General features: G+C 70.1%; 19 protein-coding genes. 14 read left to right on the forward strand and 5 right to left on the reverse strand.

Going from position 1 to position 25,461, the window contains the following annotated elements; translation table 11 throughout:
* The first annotated feature begins 15 nt into the window (after positions 1-15).
* The 9 genes from BLU81_RS39160 to gatA all read left to right on the forward strand — a co-directional run bounded on the left by BLU81_RS39160 (position 16) and on the right by gatA (position 11,882).
* The gene (locus BLU81_RS39160) at positions 16-792 is read left to right on the forward strand and encodes an electron transfer flavoprotein subunit beta/FixA family protein (RefSeq protein ID WP_092553211.1); all 777 of its coding nucleotides are present in this window, start codon (positions 16-18) and stop codon (positions 790-792) included.
* 20 nt (positions 793-812) lie between these two features.
* Entirely contained in the window at positions 813-1,745 is a 933-nt protein-coding gene (locus BLU81_RS39165) for an electron transfer flavoprotein subunit alpha/FixB family protein (RefSeq protein ID WP_092553213.1), read from the forward strand.
* A gap of 549 nt (positions 1,746-2,294) precedes the next feature.
* Positions 2,295-3,464: a cysteine desulfurase family protein gene (locus BLU81_RS39170; RefSeq protein ID WP_092553214.1), complete on the forward strand. Its 1,170-nt coding sequence runs from the start codon at positions 2,295-2,297 to the stop codon at positions 3,462-3,464.
* 9 nt (positions 3,465-3,473) lie between these two features.
* Positions 3,474-4,562, forward strand: a complete 1,089-nt coding sequence (mnmA, locus tag BLU81_RS39175) for a tRNA 2-thiouridine(34) synthase MnmA (RefSeq protein ID WP_092553216.1) — start codon at positions 3,474-3,476, stop codon at positions 4,560-4,562.
* On the forward strand, positions 4,555-5,550 hold the full coding sequence (locus BLU81_RS39180; protein WP_092553218.1) for a methionine synthase: 996 nt from the start codon (positions 4,555-4,557) through the stop codon (positions 5,548-5,550). Before mnmA ends, BLU81_RS39180 begins: the two co-directional genes overlap by 8 nt.
* A 62-nt stretch (positions 5,551-5,612) precedes the next feature.
* On the forward strand, positions 5,613-7,955 hold the full coding sequence (ligA, locus tag BLU81_RS39185) for an NAD-dependent DNA ligase LigA (protein WP_092553220.1): 2,343 nt from the start codon (positions 5,613-5,615) through the stop codon (positions 7,953-7,955).
* 125 nt (positions 7,956-8,080) lie between these two features.
* On the forward strand, positions 8,081-10,144 hold the full coding sequence (locus BLU81_RS39190) for a putative bifunctional diguanylate cyclase/phosphodiesterase (RefSeq protein ID WP_092553223.1): 2,064 nt from the start codon (positions 8,081-8,083) through the stop codon (positions 10,142-10,144).
* Positions 10,117-10,416: an Asp-tRNA(Asn)/Glu-tRNA(Gln) amidotransferase subunit GatC gene (gene gatC, locus BLU81_RS39195; protein WP_092553225.1), complete on the forward strand. Its 300-nt coding sequence runs from the start codon at positions 10,117-10,119 to the stop codon at positions 10,414-10,416. The genes BLU81_RS39190 and gatC overlap by 28 nt, the downstream gene beginning before the upstream one ends.
* 2 nt (positions 10,417-10,418) lie before the next feature.
* On the forward strand, positions 10,419-11,882 hold the full coding sequence (gene gatA, locus BLU81_RS39200; protein WP_092553228.1) for an Asp-tRNA(Asn)/Glu-tRNA(Gln) amidotransferase subunit GatA: 1,464 nt from the start codon (positions 10,419-10,421) through the stop codon (positions 11,880-11,882).
* Between the two features lie 23 nt (positions 11,883-11,905).
* Here the strand turns inward: gatA and BLU81_RS39205 are convergent, their stop codons facing one another.
* Complete coding sequence (locus BLU81_RS39205) at positions 11,906-13,321, reverse strand: M1 family metallopeptidase (protein WP_092558282.1); 1,416 nt, start codon at positions 13,319-13,321, stop codon at positions 11,906-11,908.
* Positions 13,322-13,440: 119 nt separating this feature from the next.
* On the opposite strand from BLU81_RS39205, the gene gatB reads away from it, so the two are divergent.
* Positions 13,441-14,940 carry an Asp-tRNA(Asn)/Glu-tRNA(Gln) amidotransferase subunit GatB gene (gene gatB, locus BLU81_RS39210; RefSeq protein ID WP_092553231.1) on the forward strand — a complete coding sequence of 500 codons (1,500 nt, stop codon included), beginning with the start codon at positions 13,441-13,443 and terminating at the stop codon, positions 14,938-14,940.
* 87 nt (positions 14,941-15,027) lie between these two features.
* Here the strand turns inward: gatB and BLU81_RS39215 are convergent, their stop codons facing one another.
* The 3 genes from BLU81_RS39215 to BLU81_RS39225 are packed head-to-tail and all read right to left on the reverse strand — an operon-like array spanning position 15,028 to position 18,283.
* A complete protein-coding gene (locus tag BLU81_RS39215) occupies positions 15,028-16,632 on the reverse strand; it encodes a metallophosphoesterase family protein (RefSeq protein ID WP_092553234.1) in 1,605 nt (534 codons plus the stop codon).
* Positions 16,633-16,680: 48 nt separating this feature from the next.
* Positions 16,681-17,895: a PQQ-dependent sugar dehydrogenase gene (locus tag BLU81_RS39220; protein ID WP_373873321.1), complete on the reverse strand. Its 1,215-nt coding sequence runs from the start codon at positions 17,893-17,895 to the stop codon at positions 16,681-16,683.
* A gap of 7 nt (positions 17,896-17,902) precedes the next feature.
* A complete protein-coding gene (locus BLU81_RS39225) occupies positions 17,903-18,283 on the reverse strand; it encodes a PH domain-containing protein (protein ID WP_092553240.1) in 381 nt (126 codons plus the stop codon).
* Positions 18,284-18,439: 156 nt separating this feature from the next.
* Here BLU81_RS39225 and BLU81_RS39230 point away from each other — a divergent pair, with 156 nt between their 5' ends.
* On the forward strand, positions 18,440-20,950 hold the full coding sequence (locus tag BLU81_RS39230; protein ID WP_231953725.1) for a putative bifunctional diguanylate cyclase/phosphodiesterase: 2,511 nt from the start codon (positions 18,440-18,442) through the stop codon (positions 20,948-20,950).
* Here the strand turns inward: BLU81_RS39230 and BLU81_RS39235 are convergent.
* Positions 20,938-21,960, reverse strand: a complete 1,023-nt coding sequence (locus tag BLU81_RS39235; RefSeq protein ID WP_092553246.1) for a LacI family DNA-binding transcriptional regulator — start codon at positions 21,958-21,960, stop codon at positions 20,938-20,940. The genes BLU81_RS39230 and BLU81_RS39235 overlap by 13 nt on opposite strands.
* Before the next feature lie 263 nt (positions 21,961-22,223).
* Between BLU81_RS39235 and BLU81_RS39240 the strand changes: the two genes are divergently transcribed.
* From BLU81_RS39240 to BLU81_RS39250, 3 genes are all read left to right on the forward strand, one after another.
* Complete coding sequence (locus BLU81_RS39240) at positions 22,224-23,510, forward strand: ABC transporter substrate-binding protein (RefSeq protein WP_092553249.1); 1,287 nt, start codon at positions 22,224-22,226, stop codon at positions 23,508-23,510.
* A 66-nt stretch (positions 23,511-23,576) separates the two neighbouring features.
* Positions 23,577-24,557 (forward strand): carbohydrate ABC transporter permease, encoded by a 981-nt coding sequence (locus BLU81_RS39245; protein ID WP_092553252.1) that lies wholly within the window; start codon positions 23,577-23,579, stop codon positions 24,555-24,557.
* Positions 24,554-25,408, forward strand: coding sequence for a carbohydrate ABC transporter permease (locus tag BLU81_RS39250; protein ID WP_092553255.1), 855 nt, complete (start codon positions 24,554-24,556; stop codon positions 25,406-25,408). Before BLU81_RS39245 ends, BLU81_RS39250 begins: the two co-directional genes overlap by 4 nt.
* The last annotated feature ends 53 nt before the right edge of the window (positions 25,409-25,461 follow it).

A 25,461-nucleotide genomic window follows, 5' to 3' on the forward strand; every position in this document is an offset into this window, starting at 1 on the left:
GGTCGTAGTAGCACGATGAACATCGTCGTACTGGTCAAGCAGGTACCCGACTCCGGTGCCGAGCGCAGCCTGAGCGCTGACTACTCGGTCGACCGCGCGTCGGCGAGCAACGTCATCAACGAGATGGACGAGTACGCCATCGAGGAAGCGCTCAAGATCAAAGAGGCGCACGGCGGTGAGGTGACCGTCCTGACCGTCGGTCCCGGCGGCGCCACCGACTCGATCCGCAAGGCCCTCTCGATGGGTCCCGACAAGGCCGTCCACGTGCAGGACGACGCCCTGCACGGCTCCTGCGCGGTCGCCACCTCCAAGGTGCTGGCCGCCGCGCTGCGCACGCTGAACGCGGACCTGATCATCAGCGGCGCGGAGTCCACCGACGGCCGCGTCCAGGTCGTCCCGCACATGCTGGCCGAGCTGCTCGGCGTGGCCGCCCTCACCGGCGCCCGCAAGCTGACCGTCGACGGCTCGCAGCTGACCGTCGAGCGGCAGACCGACGAGGGCTACGAGATCGTCACCGCAGCCACCCCGGCGATCGTCAGCGTCTGGGACACCATCAACGAGCCGCGGTACCCGTCCTTCAAGGGCATCATGGCCGCCAAGAAGAAGCCGGTGCAGAGCCTCGCCCTCGGCGACCTCGGCATCGACGCCGGCGAGGTCGGTTTCGCCGGCGCCAGCAGCCAGGTGATCGAGTTCACCAAGCGCCCGGTCCGCAACGGCGGCGCCAAGGTCATCGACGAGGGCAACGGTGGCGAGCAGCTCGTCGCGTACCTCGCCACCGAGAAGTTCGTCTGAGTCCGAGGGGATAGGTAGTCATGGCTGAAGTACTGGTCGTCGTCGAGTCCGGCGTCAAGAAGGTCACCCTCGAGATGCTCACGATCGCCCGCGGGCTCGGGTCGGTCTCCGCGGTGGTCTTCGGCGACGCCGACACCGCCAAGCTCGGTGAGTTCGGTGCCGAGAAGATCTACGTCGCGTCCGGTGAGGACGTCGACGGCTACCTGGTCGCCCCCAAGGCCACCGTGGTCGCCGAGCTGGTCAAGCAGGTTCAGCCCGCGGCGGTGCTGCTCGCCTCCACCCAGGAGGGCAAGGAGATCGCCGGTCGTCTGGCGATCAAGCTGGACAACGGCCTGCTCACCGACGCGGTCGCGGTCGACGCCGACGGCACCGCCACCCAGGTGGTCTTCGCCGGCTCCACGATCGTCAAGTCCAAGGTCACCAAGGGTCTGCCGATCGTCACCGTCCGCCCCAACTCGGTCACCCCGTCGGCGTCGGCCGTCACTCCCGCGGTCGAGCAGCTGACCGTGGCGGTGTCCGACCAGGACAAACTGACCAAGGTCGTCGAGCGGGTCGCCGAGGCCAAGGGCTCACGCCCCGAGCTGTCCGAGGCCGGCGTCGTGGTCTCCGGCGGTCGCGGCGTCGGCAACGCCGACAACTTCAAACTGGTCGAAGAGCTGGCCGACCTGCTCGGCGGTGCCGTCGGCGCCTCCCGTGCGGCCGTCGACAGCGGCTACTACCCGCACCAGTTCCAGGTCGGCCAGACCGGCAAGACCGTGTCGCCGCAGCTCTACGTGGCCCTCGGCATCTCCGGCGCGATCCAGCACCGGGCCGGCATGCAGACCTCGAAGACGATCGTCGCCGTCAACAAGGACGCCGAAGCGCCCATCTTCGAACTCGCCGATTTCGGCGTGGTCGGCGACCTCTTCAAGGTGGTCCCGCAGGCCGCCGACGAGATCCGCAAGCGCAAGTAAACCCAGCGCACAGGTAACGGCCCGGCGGTCTTCCGCCGGGCCACTACTTTTTCCGGTACGCCCGTCACCCCCACCACCGCACCACCCCGCCCGCCCCGTCCCCGCGACGCGGGCGGCACCCAGGACCGCCCCGCGTCCGCCGGGCCGAATGCGGCCCCAAGGGCGCGTCCCGCACCACAACTCACCACGCAGTTCGCGTTCCGGGTGTGTGTGCCGACTTGGGGTGCGAGGCGTGCCCCGTCTCGGCACGCAGTTCGCGTTCCGGCAGGTGTGGTGCAGGGCGGACCGTGGTCGGCCACGGGTTCGCGTACACGTTGTGTGTGGTGATCTGTGGTGCGGAACGCACCACAGATCACCACACACAGGCACCGCATTCGGCCCGGCGGTCGCGGGGTGGCCTTGAGGGCGTCCTGCGTCGCGGGGACCAGGCAGGGCGGCGGGGTGCGGTGGTGGGGTGGCTGGCGTACCGGAGGGGGAAGGTTGTGGGTTTGAGTTTTTGGGGTGGGACGGTGGCGGGGTTTGGCGGGGGGACGGCATAAGCTGGGTGCGATGGCTTATCTCGATCATGCGGCGACCACGCCGATGCTGCCCGCCGCGCTCGACGCCTACGTCGCGGCGGCGCGTGAGCTTGGCAATCCGTCCTCGCTGCACGCGGCTGGCCGTGGGGCCCGGCGTCTGGTGGAGGAGTCGCGCGAGCGGATCGCCGCGGTGCTGGGGGCCCGGCCTTCGGAGGTCGTCTTCACCGGCGGCGGGACCGAAGCGGACAACCTTGCCGTAAAGGGCATCTTCTGGTCGCGACGTGATGACGTGCGGGTGCGGGTTGTGGCTTCCGCGGTGGAGCATCACGCTGTCCTGGACGCGGTGGAGTGGCTGGGGCGGCACGAAGGGGCCGAGGTCACACTGCAACCGGTGGACGGGGCCGGGCGGGTCGATCCGGCGGCGTTCGCGGAGCTGGTCCGGGCGCACGGCACGGAGATCGCCGTCGTCAGTGTGCAGTGGGCCAACAACGAGGTCGGCACGGTTCAGCCGGTCGCCGAGCTGGCGGCGGTCGCTGCCGCGGCGGGCGTTCCGTTCCACACCGACGCGGTGCAGGCCGTCGGGCAGGTTCCGGTGGATTTCGGGGCTTCGGGGGCTTCCGCGCTGACCCTGACGGGGCACAAGGTCGGCGGTCCGGTCGGGGTGGGAGCGCTGCTGCTGGGGCGAGATGTCGCTTGTACGCCGTTGTTGCACGGTGGCGGCCAGGAGCGGGATGTGCGTTCCGGCACTCTGGACACGCCGGGTGTGGTGGCGTTCGCGACAGCTGTGGAAGCGGCGGTGCGCGGCCGGGAGGAGAGCACGGCCCGAGTGTCGGCGCTGCGGGACGATCTGGTGGCGCGGGTGCGGGCGGCGATTCCGGACGCGATTCTCAACGGTGACCCGGTCGATCGGCTGCCGGGAAACGCGCATTTCTCTTTCCCGGGGTGTGAGGGGGACGCGTTGTTGCTGCTCCTGGACGCGCGGGGGATCTTCTGTTCGACCGGCTCGGCGTGTTCGGCGGGGGTGGCTCAGCCCAGCCACGTGCTGCTGGCGATGGGTGCCGACGATCCGCGGGCCCGGTCGTCGCTGCGGTTCAGCCTGGGGCACGACAGTTCCGTGGAGGACGTCGACACACTGCTGGCGGCGCTGCCGGGTGCGGTGGAGCGGGCCCGCCGGGCGGGAGCTTGGAAGACACCCAGATAGGCTGGGTGCATGCGTGTTCTTGCAGCCATGTCGGGCGGTGTCGATTCCGCGGTCGCCGCCGCGCGCGCCCGTGATGCGGGCCACGATGTCACCGGCGTGCACTTGGCGCTGGCTCGAAACCCTCAGACCTTCCGGACCGGCGCGCGCGGTTGCTGCACCCTGGAGGATTCCCGGGACGCACGCCGTGCCGCCGATGTGATCGGCATCCCGTTCTACGTGTGGGACATGGCGGAGGAGTTCCACGAGAGTGTCGTGGACGACTTCGTGAACGAGTATGCGGCCGGCCGCACCCCCAACCCGTGCCTGCGCTGCAACGAGAAGATCAAGTTCACCGCGGTGCTGGATCGGGCGGTGGCTCTGGGTTTCGACGCTGTCGTCACCGGTCACCACGCGCGTCTCGGCGCCGACGGTCTGCTGCGCCGCAGCGTCGACATCCCGAAGGACCAGTCGTATGTGCTGGCGGTCCTGACCCGTGCGCAGCTCGACCGGTCGATTTTCCCGCTCGGCGACTCGACGAAGGAGCGGGTCCGGGCGGAGGCCGCCGAGCGAGGGCTGGCGGTCGCTGACAAGCCGGACTCGCACGACATCTGCTTCATCGCCGACGGCGACACCCGGGGTTTCCTGGAGAGCCGGCTCGGGGCGGCGCCCGGCGACATCGTGGACGGGCGGACCGGCGACAAACTAGGGACCCACAACGGGGCGTACGGGTTCACCATCGGCCAGCGCAAGGGTCTCGACCTGCGGGTTCCGGCCGCTGACGGGCGCCCGCGCTACGTGCTGTCGATCACGCCGGTGAACAACACGGTGACCGTCGGCCCGCGCGAGGACCTGGAAGTCGACGTGGTCCGCGCGTCCCGCCCGATCTGGCACGATTTCTCGGATCTGTCGGACGTGCAGGTTCAGCTCCGGGCGCACGGTGAGGTGGTCGAGGCCGCCGTGTCGGTCGACGGGGACTTGGTGGTCGCCCGGTTGACGACGCCTGCCCGGGGTGTCGCCGCCGGCCAGGCGATCGTGGCCTACCGGCCGGATCCGGACGGGGACATCGTGCTCGGCTCGGCGACGATCACCTCCGGGGACCGAGCCCAGTCGCATGTCTGACTTTCCCTGGGCGGCCGGTGCCGCCACCGGGATCGGGTCGCTGCCCGGCGTCGACGTCGCCGAGGCGCAGCGGATCGTGCTGGGCGAGCTGCCCGCCCTGCCGCACCTGCCCGAGCTGCCGGAGCGCGGCCCGGGCGCGGACATCATCGGCCGGTCCGCCCGGTTCCTGGTGGATCTGCCGGTGCAGATCTACGTGGGGCGCTGGCAGATGGCCGCGCGGCCGGGCAAGGACATGCGGCTCGCCGCCGACCTGCTCGAACGTGACCTGGACCAGCTCACCGAGCAGGCCGACGGGTATTCCGGGCCACTCAAGATCCAGGCGGCCGGGCCGTGGACCCTGGCCGCGAGCCTGGACCTGCCGATCGGTGGCCGGATGCTGCGGGACCCGGGCGCGGTCCGGGACCTGACCGACTCGCTCGCCGAGGGCCTGCGCCAGCACGTGGAGAACGTGCGCAAGCGAGTGCCCGGCGCGACCGTGCTGCTGCAGTTGGACGAGCCGTCGCTGCCGACCGTGCTGGCCGGGCGGGTGCCGACGGAGAGTGGGCTGAGCGCGTACCGGGCGGTTGACGGCCCGGCCGCCGCCACCGGTCTGCGGACCGTGGTGGAAGCCGTCGGTGCTCCGGTGATCGTGCACTGCTGCGCGCCGGATCTGCCCTGGCAGGTGGTCCGGGACTCGCGGGCCACCGCCGTCGCCTTCGACCTGTCACTGCTCAAAGACCTGGACCCGCTGGGAGAGGCGATCGAGGCCGGGCTGGGGATCTTCGCCGGTGCCGCGCCGACCCGGCCACCGGCGGGCACCCGGCCGGAGTCGAAGCAGATCGCCGAGCGGGTGCGGACACTGTGGCGGCGCCTCGGGTTCCCGGCCGCCCGGCTGCCCGAGCAGGTGGTGATCACCCCGGCGTGCGGTCTGGCCGGTGCCCCTCGGCCGTACGTTCGCGCGCTGCTCAAGGCGTGTACCGAGGCAGGTCGCCGGATCGCCGAGGTCTGAGTCCCGGCACGGGTTGATCTTGGTCGACCCGCCGGGACGGGCTCTGACTCCGGTGCCCGGAAATGTCGGTGGGTGGGACTAACGTGCCAGTTGGATTCACTGACACGGAGGTTCCGGTGCCCGACAATTCCACAGCCGCATCCCCTGCTGCCGCGGCCGACGACCCGGCCGTGCGCGCCGCGGCCCGGCACGCCGAGCTGGCTGACGAGATTCGCGAGCATCAGCACCGCTATTACGACCAAGAAGCGCCGACCATCTCGGACGCCGAGTTCGACGTGCTGCTGCGTGAGCTGGAGACGCTGGAGACCGAGTTCCCCGAGCTGCGGACCTCCGAGTCGCCGACCCAGCTGGTGGGCGGCAACGTCACCGGCGACTTCCCCAAGGTCGACCATGCCGAGCGCATGATGTCGCTGGACAACGTGTTCAACCTCGACGAGCTGGCGGAGTGGACCGAGCGGGCGCAGCGCGACGCGGGCGGTCCGGTGCGGTTCCTCTGCGAGCTGAAGATCGACGGACTGGCGATCAACCTGACGTACGAGAAGGGGGTCCTGGTCCGGGCCGCGACCCGTGGCACCGGGCGCACCGGTGACGACGTCACCCCCAACGTGCGGACCATCCGTGACATCCCGGAGCGGCTCACCGGTGACGACGTGCCCGACCTGGTCGAGGTGCGCGGGGAGATCTACTTCCCGGCCGAGGCGTTCGCCGCGCTCAACGCGATGCTGGTGGAGCAGGCCAAACCGACGTATATGAACCCGCGTAACGCCGCCTCCGGCAGCCTGCGGCAGAAGGATCCGCGGGTCACCGAGTCCCGCGGGCTGGGCATGGTGGTGCACGGGCTCGGTGCCCGGGCGGGGTTCAGCCCGGCCTCACAGGCCGACGCCTATGCGGCGCTGAAAGCGTGGGGTCTGCCGGTCAGCGAGCGCTGGAGACTGGTCGACGACCTGGCCGGGGTGATCGAGTTCATCGACTACTACGGGAAGCACCGGCACGACGTCGAGCACGACATCGACGGTGTGGTGGTGAAGGTCGACGACGTCGCCATCCAGGGGCGACTGGGGTCGACCAGCCGGGCCCCGCGCTGGGCGATCGCCTTCAAGTACCCGCCGGAGGAGGTCACCACCAAGCTGCTGGACATCGCGGTGAACACCGGGCGCACCGGCCGGGTCACGCCGTACGCGGTGCTGGAGCCGGTGACGGTGGCCGGGTCCGAGGTCGAGTTCGCCACCCTGCACAACGCGCACGAGGTGGTTCGCAAGGGCATCCTCATCGGTGACACGGTGGTCCTGCGCAAGGCCGGTGACGTGATCCCGGAGATCCTCGGGCCGGTGCTGGATCTGCGGCCGGCCGACGCGCGGGCGTTCGTGATGCCGACCGAGTGCCCCGACTGCGGCACCCCACTCGCTCCGTCGAAAGAGGGCGACAAGGACATCCGCTGCCCCAACTCGCGGTCCTGTGTGGGGCAGCGGCGGGAGCGGCTCACCTACATCGGCCAGCGCAACGTTCTCGACGTCGGCGTGCTGGGGGAGAAGTCGGCGCGGGCGCTGATCGACTCCGGGGTGCTGTTCGACGAGGGTGACCTGTTCACGCTCACCGCCGATGACCTGCTGCGGGCCCCGTTCTTCGTGAAGAAGGACGGCACGCTCGGGGCCAACGCGGAGAAGATGCTGCAGAGCCTGGAGGAGGCGAAGAACCGGCCGCTGGCCCGGATTCTGCGGGCGTTGTCGATCCGGCACGTCGGGCCGACGGCGGCGGAGGCGCTGGCGCAGGAATACCTGACGATGGAGGCGGTCGAGGAGATCGTCGCCCGGACGGCGGCCGATCCATCGGTTACTTCGGAGATGTCGGGCGCGGAGATCGAGCAGGGTGCGCCGGGCGCGGAAGTCGAGCAGGCCGCAGACGCCGAGCAGGTTGAGCCGGTAGCAGACGCCGTGCCGGTCGCGGACGCTGTGGAGAAGCCGAAACGTAAGGCCAAGGTCGTCGATCCGCTCGCTGAGGTGGACGGGGTCGGGGCGATCATCGCGGAGAGCCTGCGCGAGTGGTTCGCCGTCGACTGGCACCAGGAGATCATCCGGAAATGGCGGGCGGCCGGGGTGCGGATGGCCGACGAGCGGGTGGAGACCGGCCCGCGCACGCTGGACGGCCTGACCGTGGTGGTGACCGGCACCCTGGCCGGGTTCACCCGGGACAAGGCGGCCGAGGAGATCACCTCCCGGGGCGGCAAGGTGAGCGGCTCGGTGTCGAAGAAGACCGGCTTCGTGGTGGTCGGTGACAACCCGGGCAGCAAGTTCGACAAGGCGATGGCGCTGAAGGTGCCGGTGCTCGACGAGGCCGGGTTCACCGTGCTGCTCGGCGAGGGCCCGGAAGCGGCTCGCGCGGTCGCGGTGAGCGCCACGGAAGAGTGAAACGTGACGTAACGTACGTCTAACGCTTAAAGAGCCATCAACAACGTTTAGGTGCTTTAGGGCAAAAAACCGCATATGGATCTATGGTGTATGCGATTGGTGATCGAGGCCATCGTGGAGGTCGCATGGATGCCGCTCGCCCTCGTACGGCCGGCTCACGCCACCGGCGCACGGTCATCGTCACCACTGTGCCCGCTGTTGTCACCGCCGTCGTCCTGTTCTGGTTGAGCGGCGAACTGCCGGTCTCCTTCTGGACGATGGCGCTGCTCGCGGTCCTGGTCGACGCCCGGCCCTGTCTGGTGCCCGGCCGCCGGGCCAGTGCGGTGATCCTGCCCTCGATCAGCTTCACCTTCGCGATCGCGCTGGCGTGGGGTGCCGCTCCGGCCATCGCGGTCCAACTGGTCGCGGTGGCCGTGGCGGGGGCCCGGATGCGGCACTCGCTGCGCCGTACCGTCCATCTCGCCCTCCAGCACACCGCGGCCCTGCTGGCCGCCGGGACCGTCGCGGGCCTGACGTCGTTGCGTCTGGACGACAGCCCCGGCTGGTGGGACGCCGCCCTGATCTGCGCCGCCGCGGTGACCTGGATCGTCGCCCGGCACGCGGTCGCCGGCCTGGTCCGCGGCCTCACCACCGACAGCCGTCCACCGGCCCGGCGCCGCCGGGGGCACGCCGACCTGCTGGCCACCTCGGCCCTGCTGCTGCTCGGCCCAGTGGTGCTGGTGGCCGCCGGAGTCAGCCCGGCCCTGCTGCCGCTGGCCCTGCTCGCGCTGCACGCCGTGCACCGGATGGTCCGCTGGGCCGGCGAGTCCGAGCGGGCCGCCCGGTTCGACGCGCTCACCGGCCTGCCCAACCGGCGGACTCTGCAGGCGGCGATGGCCGAGCGCGCCCCGGACCGGCGCCGGGCCCTGCTGCTGCTGGATCTGGACCGGTTCCGCGCGGTCAACGACGCCCTCGGCCACGGAGCCGGCGACCGGCTGCTGACCCGGGTCGCGGACCGGCTGACCGCGGTGGTGCCGGCCCACGACATGGTGGTCCGGCTCGGCGGCGACGAGTTCGCGGTGCTGGCCACCCGGGTCGAGGACCCGGCGTCGGCCCGGCGCATCGCCGAGCACCTGACCGAGGCGCTGAGCCGCCCGTTCCCGCTGGACGGCACCCCGGTCGAGTTGAGCGCCTCGATCGGGATAGCGCTCCAGTCCGGCCGCCGTGACGGCAGCACCCTGCTGCGTGAGGCCGAGTCGGCGATGTACGAGGCGAAACAGCGCGGCGACCAGGTGGCCGTGCACGGCCCGGGAGTCGCCGAGAACACCCCCGACCGGCTCACCCTCGTCGCCGACCTGCGGGACGCGCTGCGCCGCGACCCGCCCGACGACGGGATAGTCCTCTACTACCAGCCGCAGATCGCGATCGCGACCGGTGAGGTCGCCGGGGTGGAGGCGCTGCTGCGCTGGCGGCATCCACGGCGCGGCATGGTCGGCCCGGAGGAGTTGCTGCGGGCGGCCGAGCCGACCCCGGTCATGCGGCTGCTCACCGCCCGGGTGCTGGAGGAGGTGGTGGGGCAGCTGGCGATCTGGCGCGACGGCCCGTGGCCACTGCGGGCGGCGGTGAACGTGAGCGCCCGGGACCTGCACGCGGGCGACATCGCCGACCGTGTCGGTGAACTGCTGGAGCGGTACGACGTACCCGCCGAGCTGTTGCAGTTGGAGATCACCGAGAGTGCGCTGATGGCCGACCCGCACCGGGTCCTGGAGACCACCACGCGGCTGAACCGGATGGGGGTGGCGATCTCCCTCGACGACTTCGGCACCGGGTACTCGTCGTTGCAGCACCTGCGCCGGCTGCCGCTCACCGAAGTCAAGATCGACCGGTCGTTCGTGCTCGGGATGGCCACCGACGCCGGAGACGCCGCGATCGTACGATCGGTGGTCGGTCTCGCCGAATCCCTCGGCCTGCGGGCCGTCGCCGAGGGTGTGGAGGACGAGGTGACCTGGCGACTGCTGGCCGCCACCGGCTGCCACGCCGCGCAGGGCTGGTTCCACGCCCGCCCGATGCCGGCCGCGGATCTGGCCGACTGGCTGGCACGGTACCGCCCGGTCCGACCCGGGAAACGCGGCGAAATAGACTCTGTGGGCACAGTCAATCAGTCAAGTGATGAGGGGGCAGGATGGCCGCCATCTCCCGCGAAGAGGTAGCGCACCTGGCGCGCCTGTCGCGGCTCGCCGTGACCGACGAGGAGCTGGACCGGTTCGCGGGTCAGCTCGACGTGATCCTGCAGTCGGTCGCCCGGGTCGGCGAGGTGGCAGCGGACGACATTCCGCCGACCTCGCACTCGGTTCCGTTGACCAACGTCTACCGCGACGACGTCCCCACCGAGAGCCTGGTGCAGGACGCCGCGCTCTCCGGTGCGCCGGACGCGTACGAGGGCCGTTTCCGGGTGCCGCGCATCCTGGACGAGGAGGACTGATCGTGACCGACCTGACCAGGCTCTCCGCCGCTTCACTGGCGTCGCTCATCGCCAAGAAGGAGGTGTCCGCCGTCGAGGTGGCCACCGCCCACCTGGACCGGATCGACGCCGTCGACGAGCGTGTCCACGCGTTCCTGCACGTCGACCGTTCCGGTGCTCTGGAAGCCGCCGCCGCCGTCGACCGGGGTGAGATCACCGGCCCGCTGGCCGGTGTGCCGATCGCCGTCAAGGACGTGGTGACCACCAAGGGTGTCCCCACCACGGCCGCGTCGAAGATCCTCGAAGGCTGGAAGCCGCCGTACGACGCGACGATCGTCGAGCGGCTGAAGAAGGCCGGCATGCCGATCCTCGGCAAGACCAACATGGACGAGTTCGCGATGGGTTCCTCCACGGAATACAGCGCGTACGGCCCCACCCGGAACCCGTGGGACCTGGGGCGGATCCCCGGCGGTTCCGGCGGTGGTTCCTCGGCGGCACTCGCGGCCTACGAGGCCCCGCTCGCCATCGGCACCGACACCGGCGGCTCGATCCGCCAGCCCGGCGCGGTCACCGGCACCGTCGGCGCCAAGCCGACGTACGGCGGCACCTCCCGATACGGCCTGATCGCCTTCTCGTCCTCGCTGGACACGCCCGGCCCCTGCGGCCGGACCGTCGAGGACACCGCCCTGCTGCACGCGGTGATCGCCGGGCACGACCCGCGCGACTCCACCTCGATCAAGCAGCCGGTGCCGGACGTGGTCGCCGCCGCCCGCCTGGGCGCCACCGGTGACCTGACCGGCGTCAAGCTGGGCCTGGTCAAGGAGTTCGCCGGCGACGGTTCCGAGGTGGGCGTGACCGCCGCCTTCCGGGAGTCGCTGGAAGCACTGGTCAAGCTGGGTGCCGAGGTCGTCGAGGTGTCCTGCCCGAACTTCCAGTACGCGCTGCCCGCCTACTACCTGATCGCCCCGAGCGAGGCCTCGTCCAACCTGGCCCGCTTCGACGGCGTCCGGTACGGCCTGCGCACCGGCGACGACGGCAACCACTCGCTCGAAGAGGTCATGTCGCTGACCCGCGAGGCCGGTTTCGGCCCCGAGGTGAAGCGCCGGATCATCCTCGGCACGTACGCCCTGTCGTCGGGTTACTACGACGCCTACTACGGCCAGGCGCAGAAGGTCCGCACCCTGATCACCCGCGACTTCCAGTCCGCGTTCGAACAGGTCGACGTGCTGGTCTCACCGACCACGCCGTTCGTCGCGTTCCCGTTCGGCTCGCGCACCTCGGACCCGTACCAGATGTACCTCGCCGACCTGTTCACCATCCCGACGAACCTGTACGGCGGCCCGGCCATCTCGGTCCCGTGCGGTCTCTCCGAGGGCCTGCCGGTCGGCTTCCAGATCATGGCCCCCACGATGGCCGACGACCGCATGTACCGGGTCGCCGCCGCCCTGGAGTCCGCCGTCGGCACCTTCACCCCGCCCGCTCTCTGAGTGCCGGCTCGCCGACGGCCCTGTCACTTCGGGGTCGTCGGTGAGTCCAGCCAAGCGTTGATCATGGTGGTGTAGTCGCGGCCGGTCTCGGCGTTGACGAAGCTGACGAAGCCGGCCCGGTCCTGGCTCTTGTTGTGATTGTCGGCGGCCCATGCGGTGGCCAGGGCGAAGAACTTCTTGTCGCCCAGGTCCTCGTGGATTTCGCGGAGCATCGCGGCGGGGCACAGGTAGACGTTGCTCTCGGCGAAGGTGCCGGCTTTCGGCTTGCCGGGCGGCCCCACCGAGGCGCGCAGTTCGGCGTCCCGTTTGCGTAGGTACTGCTCCAGGTAGGCGTCGTCGAACCCGTACAGCTTCTGCTCGTAGAGGTTCTGCACATAGGTCGCCCAGCCTTCGTTGAGCCATAGGTCGGTCCACGTCGTCGGGGTGACGGCGTTGCCGAACCACTGGTGGGCGTACTCGTGGATCAGCACCGCTTCGAAGTAGCCGAGATCGCTGTCCCGGAACGCGCCGCGGCCCATGCTCAGCATCTGCTGCGTCTCCATGGCCGAGACCGAGTCGTTCATCAGAATCCCGGCACTGGGGTACGGGTACCGGCCCAGCCGTTCCTCCAGCCAGCTCAACAGTTCGGGAGTTCGTTTCAGTACGGGCAGATAGCGGTCGTCGTCCCCGGCCCGCACGAAGTTGGTGATCGGTAGTCCCCGCGGCCCGGCGACGGAGAGTCTCCGGTAGCGGTCCACCGACAGAGTGGTGACGTAGGCGGCCACCGGGTCGTCGCTGCGGTAGTGCCAGGTGTCGCCCTGGACCTCGCCGGGGGTGCCGCTGGCGGCGGCGGCCCAGCCGTCCGGCACGGTGACGGCCAGGTCGTAGAGGGCCTCGTCGGACGGGTGTTCGTTGACCGGGTACCAGGTGAGCGCGCCCCACGGCTCCTGCATGGTCCAGAGCACACCGCCCTTCCCGGCGCGCATGCCGATGCCCTCGTCGGCGTCACCGCGGTGGGACGGCATCGCTACCTGTTCGGGGGTGCCGTGGTACGCGACGGTCAGCGTGACCGGCCGGTCGGCGGTCACCGGGCTGGCGACGACCAGTTTGTCCGCCGATGCTGAGAACGACGCGGCAGCGCCGTCGACGGCGGCCCGGTCGACGGTGAGCCCGGTGAAGTCCAGCTTGATCTCGGCGGCGTCGGCGACCGGCCGGATCTGCAGGGTGGCCAGGCCGGTGAGCACTTCGGTGGTCGGCTGCCAGTCCAGTTCGAGTCCGTAGTGCAGCACGTCGAGGCCGGGGTTGCCCTTCTCCGGGTAGAGCGAGTCGGCGACCGGCGTGGACCGCCCGGCCGCCCAGGCGCTGTAGTCGACGGCGGGTGCCGACGGCGTGGGCGAGGGCGCGGGGGCGGTGCAACCGGCGGCCAGGAGCACCGCGGTGAGGGCGAGGGACCGGCGCATGTCATAGATCTTCGTCGGGGCGCGCAAACGGCGCGCGCAAACCCGGCGACGTGGCCTCAGACCGTACGACTAGGCTGGTGTTTGTCCGTATCGACGTCCCAAGCCGGAGCCGCACGCACATGACGACCATCGCGCTGCCGTCCTACGAAGACGCCACCAGCCGTTACGAGCCGGTCATCGGCCTGGAGACGCACGTCGAGCTGGGCACAAAGACCAAGATGTTCTGCGGCTGCAAGACCGATTTCGGTGCCGAGCCGAACACCCAGGTCTGCCCGGTGTGCCTGGCTCTGCCGGGCGCCCTGCCGGTGATGAACGGCGCCGCCATCGAGGCGACGATCCGGATCGGTCTCGCGCTGAACTGTGACATCGCCGAGTGGTGCCGGATGGCCCGGAAGAACTACTTCTACCCGGACATGCCGAAGAACTTCCAGACCTCGCAGTACGACGAGCCTCTCTGCGTGGACGGTTACGTCGACGTCACGGTGGACGGCAAGGAGTACCGGGTCGAGATCGAGCGGGTGCACATCGAGGAGGACACCGGCAAGACCCTGCACGTCGGCGGGGCCACCGGTCGCATCCACGGCGCCACCGAGTCGCTCGTCGACTACAACCGGGCCGGGATCCCGCTGGTCGAGATCGTCACCAAGCCGGTGCCCGGCCTCGGTGACCGGGCTCCGGAGATCGCCAAGGCCTACGTCGCTGAGCTGCGTGACATCATCCGCGCTCTCGACGTCTCCGACGTCCGCATGGAGCAGGGTTCGATGCGCTGCGACGTCAACACCTCGCTGAACCTACCGGGCGAGGAGTGGGGCACCCGCACCGAGACGAAGAACGTGAACTCGCTGCGTTCGGTCGAGCGCGCCGTCCGCTCGGAGATCATCCGCCAGGCCGGGCTGCTCGACGTGGGCACCCGGATCTTCCAGGAGACCCGGCACTTCCAGGAGACCACCGGCGACACCCGGCCGGGCCGCTCCAAGGAGACCGCGACCGACTACCGCTACTTCCCCGAGCCGGACCTGGTCCCGATCGCGCCGGACACCGCGTGGGTCGCCAAGCTCAAGACCGAGCTGCCGGAGAAGCCGAGCGTGAAGCGGGCCCGGCTGCGCGAGGACTGGGGCATCACCGAGGTCGAGATGCAGTCGGCGGCCAACGCCGGGGCGATCGAGCTGATCGAGGAGACCATCGCGGCCGGTGCGTCGCCCGCGGGCGCCCGCAAGTGGTGGCTGGGTGAGCTGGCCCGTCGTTCCAACGAGCTGGGTGTCGACCTGGTCGAGGTCGGCGCGACTCCGGCGCAGGTCGCGGCGCTGCAGAAACTGGTCGACGGCGGCAAGCTGAACGACAAGCTGGCCCGTCAGGTGCTGGAGGGTGTGGTGGCCGGCGAGGGTGAGCCCGCCGACGTCATGAAGGCGCGCGGCCTGGAGGTCGTGTCGGACACCGGCGCGCTGCAGAAGGCGGTCGACGAGGCCATCGAGGCAAACCCGGCGATCGCCGCGAAGATCCGGGACGGCAAGGTCGCCGCCGCGGGTGCGCTGGTGGGCGCGGTCATGAAGACCACGCGGGGCCAGGCGGACGCCAAGACCGTCCGCGATCTCATCCTTTCCCGGCTCGGGGCTTCCTGACCCCTCGCTGGTACGAGTAACGCCCGGTCCCGTGCAAACGGGTCCGGGCGTCGCTGTCTCCGCAGAAGCAGAAGCCAGCCGGGATCCTCAGGACGCGGACGGCAGCGCGGCGGACGGGATCGGTGTGGGTTCCGGATCGGGGTCCAGGCCGATCACCTTGCGCTGCATCTCGACGTTGGACTGGCCGGTGCCGCCGAGCCGGATGTCGTCGTACGCCTTCAGTTCCCGGTTCTCGTCGAAGTAGAGCACCGACAGGCTCAGCGGCGTCGGCTCGTCCTTCTCCAGGCCCCGCAGCCCGGCCCCGCCGGTGGAGCCCTCGATCATGATCCGGGTCGACATCGGGGTGGTCCCGGTCACCGCAGGGGACGGCAACAACGAGGCCGACGCCGACGGATCGGGCTCGGCCGGGGTGGGCGCGGGCAGCATCGACACCGAGCGGTTGTGCTGGTGACCGGCGAGGATCAGCGGCACCAGGCCGGACAGCGGCTGTGCCATCGCCGGGTCGTGCACCAGCGCGATGTCGACAGGTTTGCCGGAGTTCCGGATGGTCTGGGCGAGCCGTTCACCTGCCGCGGTGTGGATCTCCGGTCCGGCGGTGTCACCGGCCTCGTTGGTCTCGCTCTTGTCCGGGGTGAACGCCGGGTCGCCGATCCCGGCGATGGTCAGCCCGTCGACCTCGGTGAGGGTGTCGTCGAGGACGATCGCGTTGCTCTGCCGGGCGATGGCGGCCTGGATCGCGGTCGAGTCGTGGTTGCCGCGCACGAAGATGTACGGCACCTGGATCGTCGGGATCGAGGACACGTACGTCGTCTCGGCGCTGCTTCCCCAGTCCACGATGTCGCCGGTGTCGATCACCGCGTCGATCTCGAAGGTCTCCACCACGGTCCGGATCAGGCCCCACGACGCCGGGTTCAGGTGCAGATCGGAGACGTGCAGGATCCGGGTGGTGTTACCGGCCGGCTCGTAGACGGGCAACGCCGAGATGGTCGCGTAGACCCGGCTCACGTTGCCGAGGATGGCCTGCAACTGCTCGGTGTACTTCCCGTAGTTGTCGGCGATCCGGCGTGCGTCACCGACCACGGCGGGCGCGTTGACGAGCAGGCCCTCATACCGCGGTTCGCTGATCGAATCCGGTCGCAGCGTGCCGGCCGCCAGCCCCAGACTGCCGCCGGTGACGACCAGTGCGGTCACCCCGGCCGCCGCGGTGCGCCGCATGTCCCGGAACGCCAGCGCACCCAGCAGCAGCCCGCCGACGACGGCCAGCCCGAGCGCCCGCAGCGCGAGCCGCGACACCCCGGAGACCACTTCCTCGGCGGCGTTCTCGCCGGCCGAGCTGATCGCCGACGGGTTGTCGATCAGCGCCTCGGTGCGGCTCTGGTCCAGCGATCCGAGAGCGACCCGCAGGTGAACGGGCCCACGGTGACTGTCCAGGTGCAGGGAACCCAGTGGCGGGATGTTGATCTCGGTGCCGCCCTCGACGGACGGTGTCACCGACATCTCGGCGCTGAACGGGCCGACGTTGAGATCGGCCCGCGCGAACAGCAGAACCCCGATCATCGCGCCGGTGATCCCGGCCAGGCCGACCGCGACGGCCACCCGGAGACGGCGAGTCCAGCGGTGCCGGAACACCCGGCCGGCCAGGTCGCCCACGGAACGCAGACGGCGGAGCCACGAGGGCCGTTGTCGCATCATCGGGGCCTCATCTGCCCGGTCGGGCTCGGGACGAAACAGTCACGACCGTCAACTCCGGCCGGCGCCGCCGTCGGAGAAGACCAGCCGGATCACCCGGTCGTCCTCGGGGGTGGGCTCACCGGCGTCCTCCTGGTTGGAGGTGGACACCCAGAATGATCCGTCCGGGGCGTTGACCAGAGCGCGCAACCGGCCGAACTCGCCGGCCAGCAGCTCCTGCGGGCTGCCCAGGACAGTGCCGTTGGCGGTCACGTTCAGCAGCTGGATCTTCTCGCCGAGCAGGCACGCGGTGGCCACCAGGGTCTCCAGGACACCGACACCGGCGCAGGAGGAACTGTCCGACGGCCAGGAGGTCAGCGGGTTGGTCAGTCCGGTGCCGGCACCGGTGCCGTCGGCTTTCGGCCAGCCGTAGTTCTTACCCTTCGCGATCACGTTCAGCTCGGAGTAACGAGGCTGGCCGCGGTCGGTGGCATACAGCCGTTTCGACTTGTCCCAGGCCAGGCCCTGCACGTTGCGGTGGCCGGAGGACCAGACCGGTGAGGACTTGACCGGGTTGCCGGGAGCGGGTTTACCGGCCGTGGTGATCCGCAGGATCTTGCCGGCCAGACTCTTCGCACCGGGCGCCTGACCACCGGCGGGAGTGGCGTCACCGGTGCCGGCGTAGAGGAGACCGTCGGGCCCGAAGGCCAGCGCGCCGCCGTTGAACTCGGTCGAGCGCGGGATGCCGGTCAGGATCGGCTGGAGCGCGCCGTCTCCGGCCAGCTTGCCGATCCGGTTGTCGCGATCGGTGGAGTAATACACATACAGCGTCTTGTCGGTCTTGTAGGCCGGGGAGACCGCGACGCCGAGCAGACCGCCGTCGCCACCGGCCCGGACCTCGCTGAGCCGCCGCAACTCGGTGACCTTGAGCCCGCTGGCGGTCGACTCGGGACCGACCTTCAGGATCCGCGCGGTGTCGCGCTCGGTGACCACCGCTCCGCCGTCGGGCAGGAAGGAGATGCCCCACGGCACCTCGAGGTTCTTCGCCAGCACGGTGATCGCGACCTGGCGCTCGCCGTCGTCACCGCCCGCGGTCGGGGCGGCCGACGGGCGTGGCAGGTTGGGCGGTGAACCGGCCTGGTCGGGTCCGGGGGGCCCGAAGCTGCACCCCGCCGTCAGCGAGAGCACGGCCACGGCAAGCGTGGCGACGAACCGGCTCCTGCGGGAGAGCACGACCAGACCACCTCCTTCGGCTATGCCGACCAGGGTAGCCGTGCGCTCTGACAAGACCGGCTCAACGATCGGCGGCCGGCGCGACCGGCTGGCCGATCGCCCGCAGCACCAGCGGCAGGTTCTCCCGGGTGATCCCGGTGAGCCGGATGACGTTGCCGTTGTCGAGCAGCGCCGAGACACGGCCGCGCTCGTCCGGTGCCATCTCGGTGATCCGGCTGAACGGCACCCGGCTGCCGCCGATCAGGGCCCGCACGCGCAGCCCGTCGGGGTAGACGTCGGTGCCGGCCCGCCAGGACCAGGCCAGCACGGCGAGCGGGATCAGGAGCAACGGGCTGAGTGCCCAGGACTGACCGGCGAGCGGGACCGTGCCGACGAACGCGATCAACGCGGCGACCAGGACGGCGCCGGACTTGCGGACGCGGAGGACGGGACGACTGCTCACACCCCCATCCTCCCACTGCGTTCCAGCCCCGAGTTGACCGCCTTCCGGCGATGACACATGGTGGAGACGACACGCCGTGCCGTAACCCGATCCGGGGAGTGTCGTTGACCCGATGCAGTCACCTCCAGGTTCTCCCGAGAGCATGAGGACTCGTCGATGATCGCCATGCTGTTGCTGGCGGGTGCCTTGGGCGCTGTCCCCGCACCGGCCGCGCTGGCGTGGGCGATCGGAGCGGCCGGCCTGTGCGCGGGCGCCCTCCTGATCCGTGCCGCGCTGGCGATCCACCGGGCCGAGCAGACCTTCGCGGCGTGCCGGGGCACCGGATTCGTCGGGCTGGGCGCGCTGGCCACCGGCCTGACCGGCCTGGTTCCGTGGCTGCTGCCGGACCACCGGATCACCGGGCTCACCGTGGGGCTGGCGGTGATCGCGGTCTGCCAGGTGGTGGGCACGTCGTTGCTGCCCGGGGCGGCGCGCGGCTGGGCGGTCCGGCTGCGCCGGGCGTACGACGGTGTGGGTCTCGGGGTGAGTCTGGGTTTTGCCATCTATCTGGTCCCGGCGGCGGCGGACCGTCCGGACGTGGTGCCGGCGCTGCTGATCACCGCGGGCGGGGTGGCGATCGTGACGGTGATGGTGCTGCGGCAGCGACCCCGGCCGTACGCCGCGCTGTGGTGTGGTTCCGGGTCGGCGGTGATCCTGTTGTCGCTGACCGGGCTGGTGCTGGAACCGTCCGGTCCGCTGGCGATGCTGGCCGGCCTAGGGGTGGTGGCCGGCCTGACCGTCTCGGCCGCCGGTGGCTCGCGCCGGGATCTGGCGCCGCCGGTGCTGGAGCCGCGGCATCCGGATCAGTACCTGGCGAGCTATCCACTGCTGGCGGTGCCGGCCGCGGTCGGGGTGATCGCCGCGATCTGGCATCTGCTGACCGTCCGGGCCTTCGGCACCGAGGCGGTCCTGTTCGGCCTGCTGATGGTCAGTGTGCTGGTGACCAGGGAACTGCTGGTGGTCCGGGACATCCGCCGGTACGCGAGCCGGTTGCGGGTCGCCGAGGCGCATTTCCGGTCGCTGGTCGCGGGCGCCACCGATCTGACCCTGGTACTGGACGAGAGCCTCGTCGTGCGCTGGCAGTCGCCGGCCGCGGCCCGCCTGTTCGGGCTGCGGGACGAGCAGGTGCTGGGCCGGGAGTTCCGGGAGCTGATCCACCCGGAGGACGCCCCGGACGCTGCGGCGGTGATCGGTTCGGTGCTGGCCGGTGAGCCGGAGGGCGGGCCGCCGGTGCTGCTCAGCGCCCGGTTACGGGACGGCGCCCGGCTCTGGCGGGAGACCGAGTCGACAATCGCGGACCAGCGGTCGGTCCCCGAGGTGGCGGCACTCGTGGTGCACGTGCGCGACGTCGGGGAGCGGCGCCATTTGGAGCGCACTCTGCACAAACTCTCCTTCCTGGACCAGCTGACCGGGCTGGCGAACCGTCGGGCGCTGATGCGGGACCTGCTGGCCATGCGCCGGCGGGCCGGTCAGCGCGGAACGCTGCTGGTCATCGACCTGCAAGGGCTGGCCGAGATCAACGACAGCCGGGGCCGGGAGATCGGCGACGCGGTGCTGATCGAGGTGGCGCGCCGGCTGCGTGCGCTGGTCGGTGAGGGGGACATGGCGGGCCGGCTCGGCGGGGACGAGTTCGCGGTGCTGACCGGCGAGTCGGCGGTTCCGGCATACGCCCTGGCCAGCCGGATCGTGACCGCCCTGGGCGAGCCCTACGCACTGCCCGGCGCGACCGTCGACCTGCACACCAATGTGGGCCTGGCCGAACTGGCCGGTGCCGCCGACTCCGACGAGGTGCTGCGGTTCGCCGACCTGGCCCGGCAGCGGGCCCGTCAACTGGGCCGGGACCGGGTCGAGTGGTACGACCAGGACGTCGAGATCCAGCTGCACCGCCGGATGGAGCTGGAACAGCAACTGCTCGGCGCGGCCGACCGCGGCGAGCTGGACCTGGTCTTCCAGCCGGTGTCGGGGCTGGCCGACGCCCGGCCGGCCGGGGTCGAGGCGCTGCTGCGCTGGCGGCATCCGCAGCTCGGCACGATCATGCCGGCCGAGGTCCTGCCGATCGCGGCGGCGCTCGGGATCACCGCCGAACTCGACGAGTGGGTCCTCGACGAGGGCTGCCGCATCCTGACCGCCTGGGCCGGTGACGAGGTCTGGCTGTCGGTCAACATCGGCCCGCGGGAGCTGCTGACCGCCCGTTTCCCGGAGCGGGTCGCGGCCATCCTGGGCCGGCACGGGCTGGCCCCGGACCGGCTGATCGTCGAGGTGGCCGAGACCTGGATCGCCGAGGACGTGCCGGGCATCGTGGCGGCCCTGGCCGGGCTGCGGAATCTCGGGGTCCGGGCGGCGCTCGACGACTTCGGCGCGGGCCAGACCTCGCTGTCACATCTGCGGCGGCTGCCGGTGGACATGCTGAAGCTGAGCCCGTCGCTGGTGGGCAACACGTCAGTGGTCGAAGTGGTGGTCAGTCTCGGTCGCCGGCTCGGGATGGACATCGTTGCCAAGGGCCTGGAGACGGCTGGGCAGTCGGAGGCGGCGCTGAAGGCGGGCTGCCGGTTCGGCCAGGGTTTCGCGCTGGGACGTCCCGGTCCGGCCGAACGGGTCGAGGCCTACCTGGAGAGTCACAGGTCCTGACGGGGTGGCGCGGTGCTGCCGCGCGGGGTGAGATGCACCCGGCCGGCCTCCACGTTGCCCACTTTCTGCCCGTCGATGGCGGCCAGCAGCTCCCGCGCGGCCTGTGCGCCGTAGGCCGAGATGTCCCGGCTCAGCGCGGTGAGCGGCGGGTGCACGAGGCTGCACAGCGGGGAGTCGTCCCAGGCCACGATGGAGAGGTCACCCGGGACGGACAGGCCCATCTCCTGGGCCACGGCCAGGCCGGCGACCGCCATCACGTCGTTGTCGTAGATGATCGCGGTGGGCCGGTCGCCGCCGATCAGCAGGCGCCGGGTGGCCCGGCTGCCCTCCTCGCCGGTGTAGTCGGCCGGGATGGTGAGCGCGTGGTCCAGCCCGAGTGAGGCGCAGACCGCTTCGAAGGCCTTCGTCCGGTTCTGAGTGTGCAGCAGGTCGGCGTTGCCGCTGACCCGGGCGATCCGGTGATGACCGAGAGCGACCAGGTAACGGACCGCCTCGGTGATCGCGCCGGCGTCGTCGGACCAGATCTGCGCGATCGACCCGGTGTCGCCGGGGCCACCGATCACCACGGCCGGAAGCTGGAGCTGCTGGAGGACCGGGATGCGGACGTCGCCCTCCCGGATGTCGGTGACGATCACCCCGTCGATGCGGCGCTCGCCCCACCAGCGGCGGTAGACCTCGATCTCCTGCTCGGGAGTGGCCACCACCTGGAGGGTCAGCGCGTACGACCGGGCGCCCAGCTCGGCCTCGAAACCGCTGATCAGGCCCATGAACCAGGGCTCGATGCCGAGGATCCGGGCGGGCCGGCAGAGGGTCAGGCCGATGGCCTGGGCCCGGGCGCCGGACAGGGCACGGGCCGCGCTGTTGGCGCTGAACCCGATCTCCTGAGCGATCGACAGGATGCGTTTACGGGTCGCCTCGGAGACGCCGGGCTGGCCGTTTAGGGCGTATGACACGGCGCCCTTGGACACGCCCGCCCGCCGTGCGATGTCGGCGATCGTGGGCCGTTTCACTCATGTCTCCTCTGTCCCCACTGCCGCCGAGCTTATCGGGCGCTGGGTGCTGCCTGCCGGACTCCCCGGGTGCGGTATCACCGCTTGATCGGTTAAGTGTTACGGCACACATCGAAGCATGTAAACCCACTGTCCGAAAAATCCGGCTTGGGTAGGACTGGGAGCGCGCCCGTAACCTGCTATTGACACCGATGAAAGCCAGGCTTACGGTCTCCCCAACTTACCCGGTTCAGTGATGTGGATCTCCTTGCGGAGGAAATGACATGGAATTTTCCGGACGCCGCGCCCTGCGCGTGGGCGCCGCCGGCCTGGTTGCCGCCCTGGCGATCACCGGTTGTAGCGGTCAGGCCCTGGAGGGCAACAAGGACTCCGGTGGCACCGCCGCCGACGTCACCCTGAAGGTCAACTTCTGGGGCGACATGGGCCTGGACGCCCTCAAGACCAAGTACGAGGCCGCCAACCCCGGCGTCAAGATCGTCCTGAACTCGGGCGAGTACAACGCCCAGCACGAGGACCTGCAGAAGAAGCTGGTCGCGGGCTCCGGCGCGCCTGACATCTCGGCGGTCGACGAGGGCTTCATCGTTCAGTTCCGCAGTCAGGCCGACCAGTTCGTCAACCTGACCGAGAAGGGCGCCGGCTCGTACGAGGCCAAGTACCTGCCCTGGAAGTGGAAGGCGTCGCAGTCCGCCGACGGCAAGCAGATCGGCCTCGGCACCGACGTCGGCGGTCTGGCCATGTGCTACCGCACCGACCTGTTCAAGGCGGCCGGCCTGCCCACCGACCGGGAAGAGGTCTCCAAGCTCTGGTCGACGTGGGACCAGTTCATCGAGACCGGCAAGACCTACACGTCGAAGACCAAGAAGAAGTTCGTCGACTCCGCCACGAACCTCTTCAACCCGGTGCTCTCGCAGGCGCCGGTGGGCTTCTACAACGAGCAGGAACAGCTCCAGATGGACGGCGGCCCGAAGGCCGGCTTCGACATCGCGATGAAGGCGATCGACGCGGGCATCTCCGCCAACCTGGCCAGCTTCCAGCCGAACTGGGACCAGGGCTTCAAGAAGGACCAGTTCGCCGTCCTCGCCTGCCCGGCGTGGATGCTCGGCCACATCCAGACCACCGCCCCCGACCAGAAGGGCAAGTGGGACATCGCCACCATTCCCGGCGGCGGCGGTAACTGGGGCGGCTCCTGGTGGACCGTGCCGAAGCAGGGCAAGAACGTCGACGCCGCCTACAAGTTCGTCGAGTGGCTGGTCCAGCCGGAGCAGCAGATCGAGGTCTTCAAGACGGTCGGCAACCTGCCGTCGCAGCCGGAGCTCTACAAGGACCCGGCCGTCCTGGACTACAAGAAGGAATTCTTCACCAACGCCCCGACCGGCCAGATCTTCGCCTCCACCGCCGAGGGCCTGAAGCCGCAGTACCTGGGCAAGAAGAACGGCCCGACCCGGGTCGCCGTCGAGAACGTGATCAACCGTGTCGGCCAGGGCAAGCTGAAGTCCGCCGACGCCTGGGCCGAGGCTGTCAAGGAAGCCGAGAAGGCCGCGAGCTCCTGACCCATCCCGAAAAGAGCGGCGGGGCGGCGGTTGCCGTCCCGCCGTCCGGCCCTTAGGAGTACCCCCGTGGCCCTCACCGACGTACGCGTCGCGCGCACCGAGGAGCCGAAACACGCGCCGCCCAGCCGTGCGAAGTTCTGGCTCTACCGTTTCGACACCAAGACCGTGCCCTACCTGCTGATCGCGCCGTTCTTCGTGCTCTTCGCGATCTTCGGGCTGTTCCCGATCATCTTCAACGGCATCGTGGCCCTGCGCCACTGGCGGCTCGACGACCCGACACTGACCGGCTGGGCCGGGGCGGAGAACTTCACCAAGCTGCTGGGCGACTCCGATTTCTGGGACGCCCTGATCAACACGTTCGGCATCTTCCTCCTCTCCACCGTTCCGCAGCTGCTGATCGCCCTGATCATCGCCAACCTGCTGAACCGCAAACTGCGCGGCGCGACCTTCTGGCGGATCGGCATCCTGCTGCCGTACGTCACGCCGGTCGCCGCCTCGACACTTGTCTTCGCGATCTTCTTCAGCCGCGACTACGGCATGGCCAACTGGCTGCTGTCGCTCGTCGGATTCGGCCAGGAGCAGCCGCTCGACTGGCGCGCCTCGACCTGGAGCAGCTGGATCGCCATCGCCACCATGGTCAACTGGAAGTGGATCGGCTACAACGCGCTGCTCTACCTCTCCGCGATGCAGGCCATCCCGAAGGACGTCTACGAGGCGGCGGCCGTCGACGGCGCCGGCCCGTGGAAGCAGCTCTGGCGCATCACCGTGCCGATGATCCAGCCGGTCGTGCTGTTCACCGTCATCCTCTCCACCATCGGCGGCCTGCAACTGTTCAGCGAGCCGATGCTGTTCGACGAGAACCCGGCCCTGGCCAACGGCGGTTACGACCACCAGTACCGCACCATCGCGCAGCTCATCTACAAGGTCGGCTGGCGTGACCTCAACCTCGGATACGCGGCCGCCATGAGCTGGGCGCTGTTCCTGATCATCCTGGTCGTGGCCGCCGTCAACGCGCTCGCCACCCGGCGCCTGGGAGGCGGAAAATGAGCACCCGCCTGTTGAGCCGCGCGCCCCAGGACACCCCTGGCACCTGGAAGTCCTACCTCGGGCTGACCGCGATCCTGCTGGTGTCGGCGTTCCCGGTCTACTGGATGTTCGTCATCGCGACGAGCACCGACGAAGCAGTGATGAGCTCGCCGCCGTCGGTGATCCCCGGTTCCAACCTCATGACGAACCTGTCCGAGGTCTTCGGGATGCAGGACGTCTACTTCACCGCATCACTGATCAACAGCCTGATCGTGGCGGTCGCGGTGACCGTCTCGACGTTGTTCTTCTGCTCGCTGGCCGGCTTCGCCTTCGCGAAACTGCGTTTCAAGGGCAACAAGATCCTGATGTTCGTGGTGATCCTGACGCTGACCGTGCCCAACCAGCTCGGCGTCGTCGCGCTCTACATCCTGATGGGCAAGCTGGGCTGGAACGGACAGCTGCTAGCAGTCATCGCACCCGGCCTGGTCAGTGCGTTCGGCGTCTTCTACATGCGCCAGTTCATCGCGCACGCCATCCCCGACGAACTCGTCGAGGCCGCCCGCATCGACGGCGCCCTCACCCTGCGGATCTACTGGACCGTCATCGTCCCGGCGATCCGCCCCGCCCTCGCCGTTCTCGGCCTGCTCACCTTCGTCGCCACCTGGAACGACTTCCAGTGGCCGCTGATCACGCTGAACGGCACCGACTTCCCGACCTCGATGGTCGCCCTCTCCGACCTGGCCAGCGGCAACTACGTCGTCTACCGCCGGGTCCTGGCCGGCGCCTTCGTCGCTACCGTCCCGCTGGTGGTCCTGCTGCTCCTCGGCGGCCGCCAGCTGGTCCGCGGCATCATGGAGGGCGCCCTCAAGTAGGGATCGTCTTCGGTCAAGGCCCGTCCGCCACTTCCGGCAGGCGGGCCTTTTCC

The organism is Actinoplanes derwentensis (genome assembly GCF_900104725.1).
Taxonomy (GTDB): Bacteria; Actinomycetota; Actinomycetes; order Mycobacteriales; family Micromonosporaceae; genus Actinoplanes; species Actinoplanes derwentensis.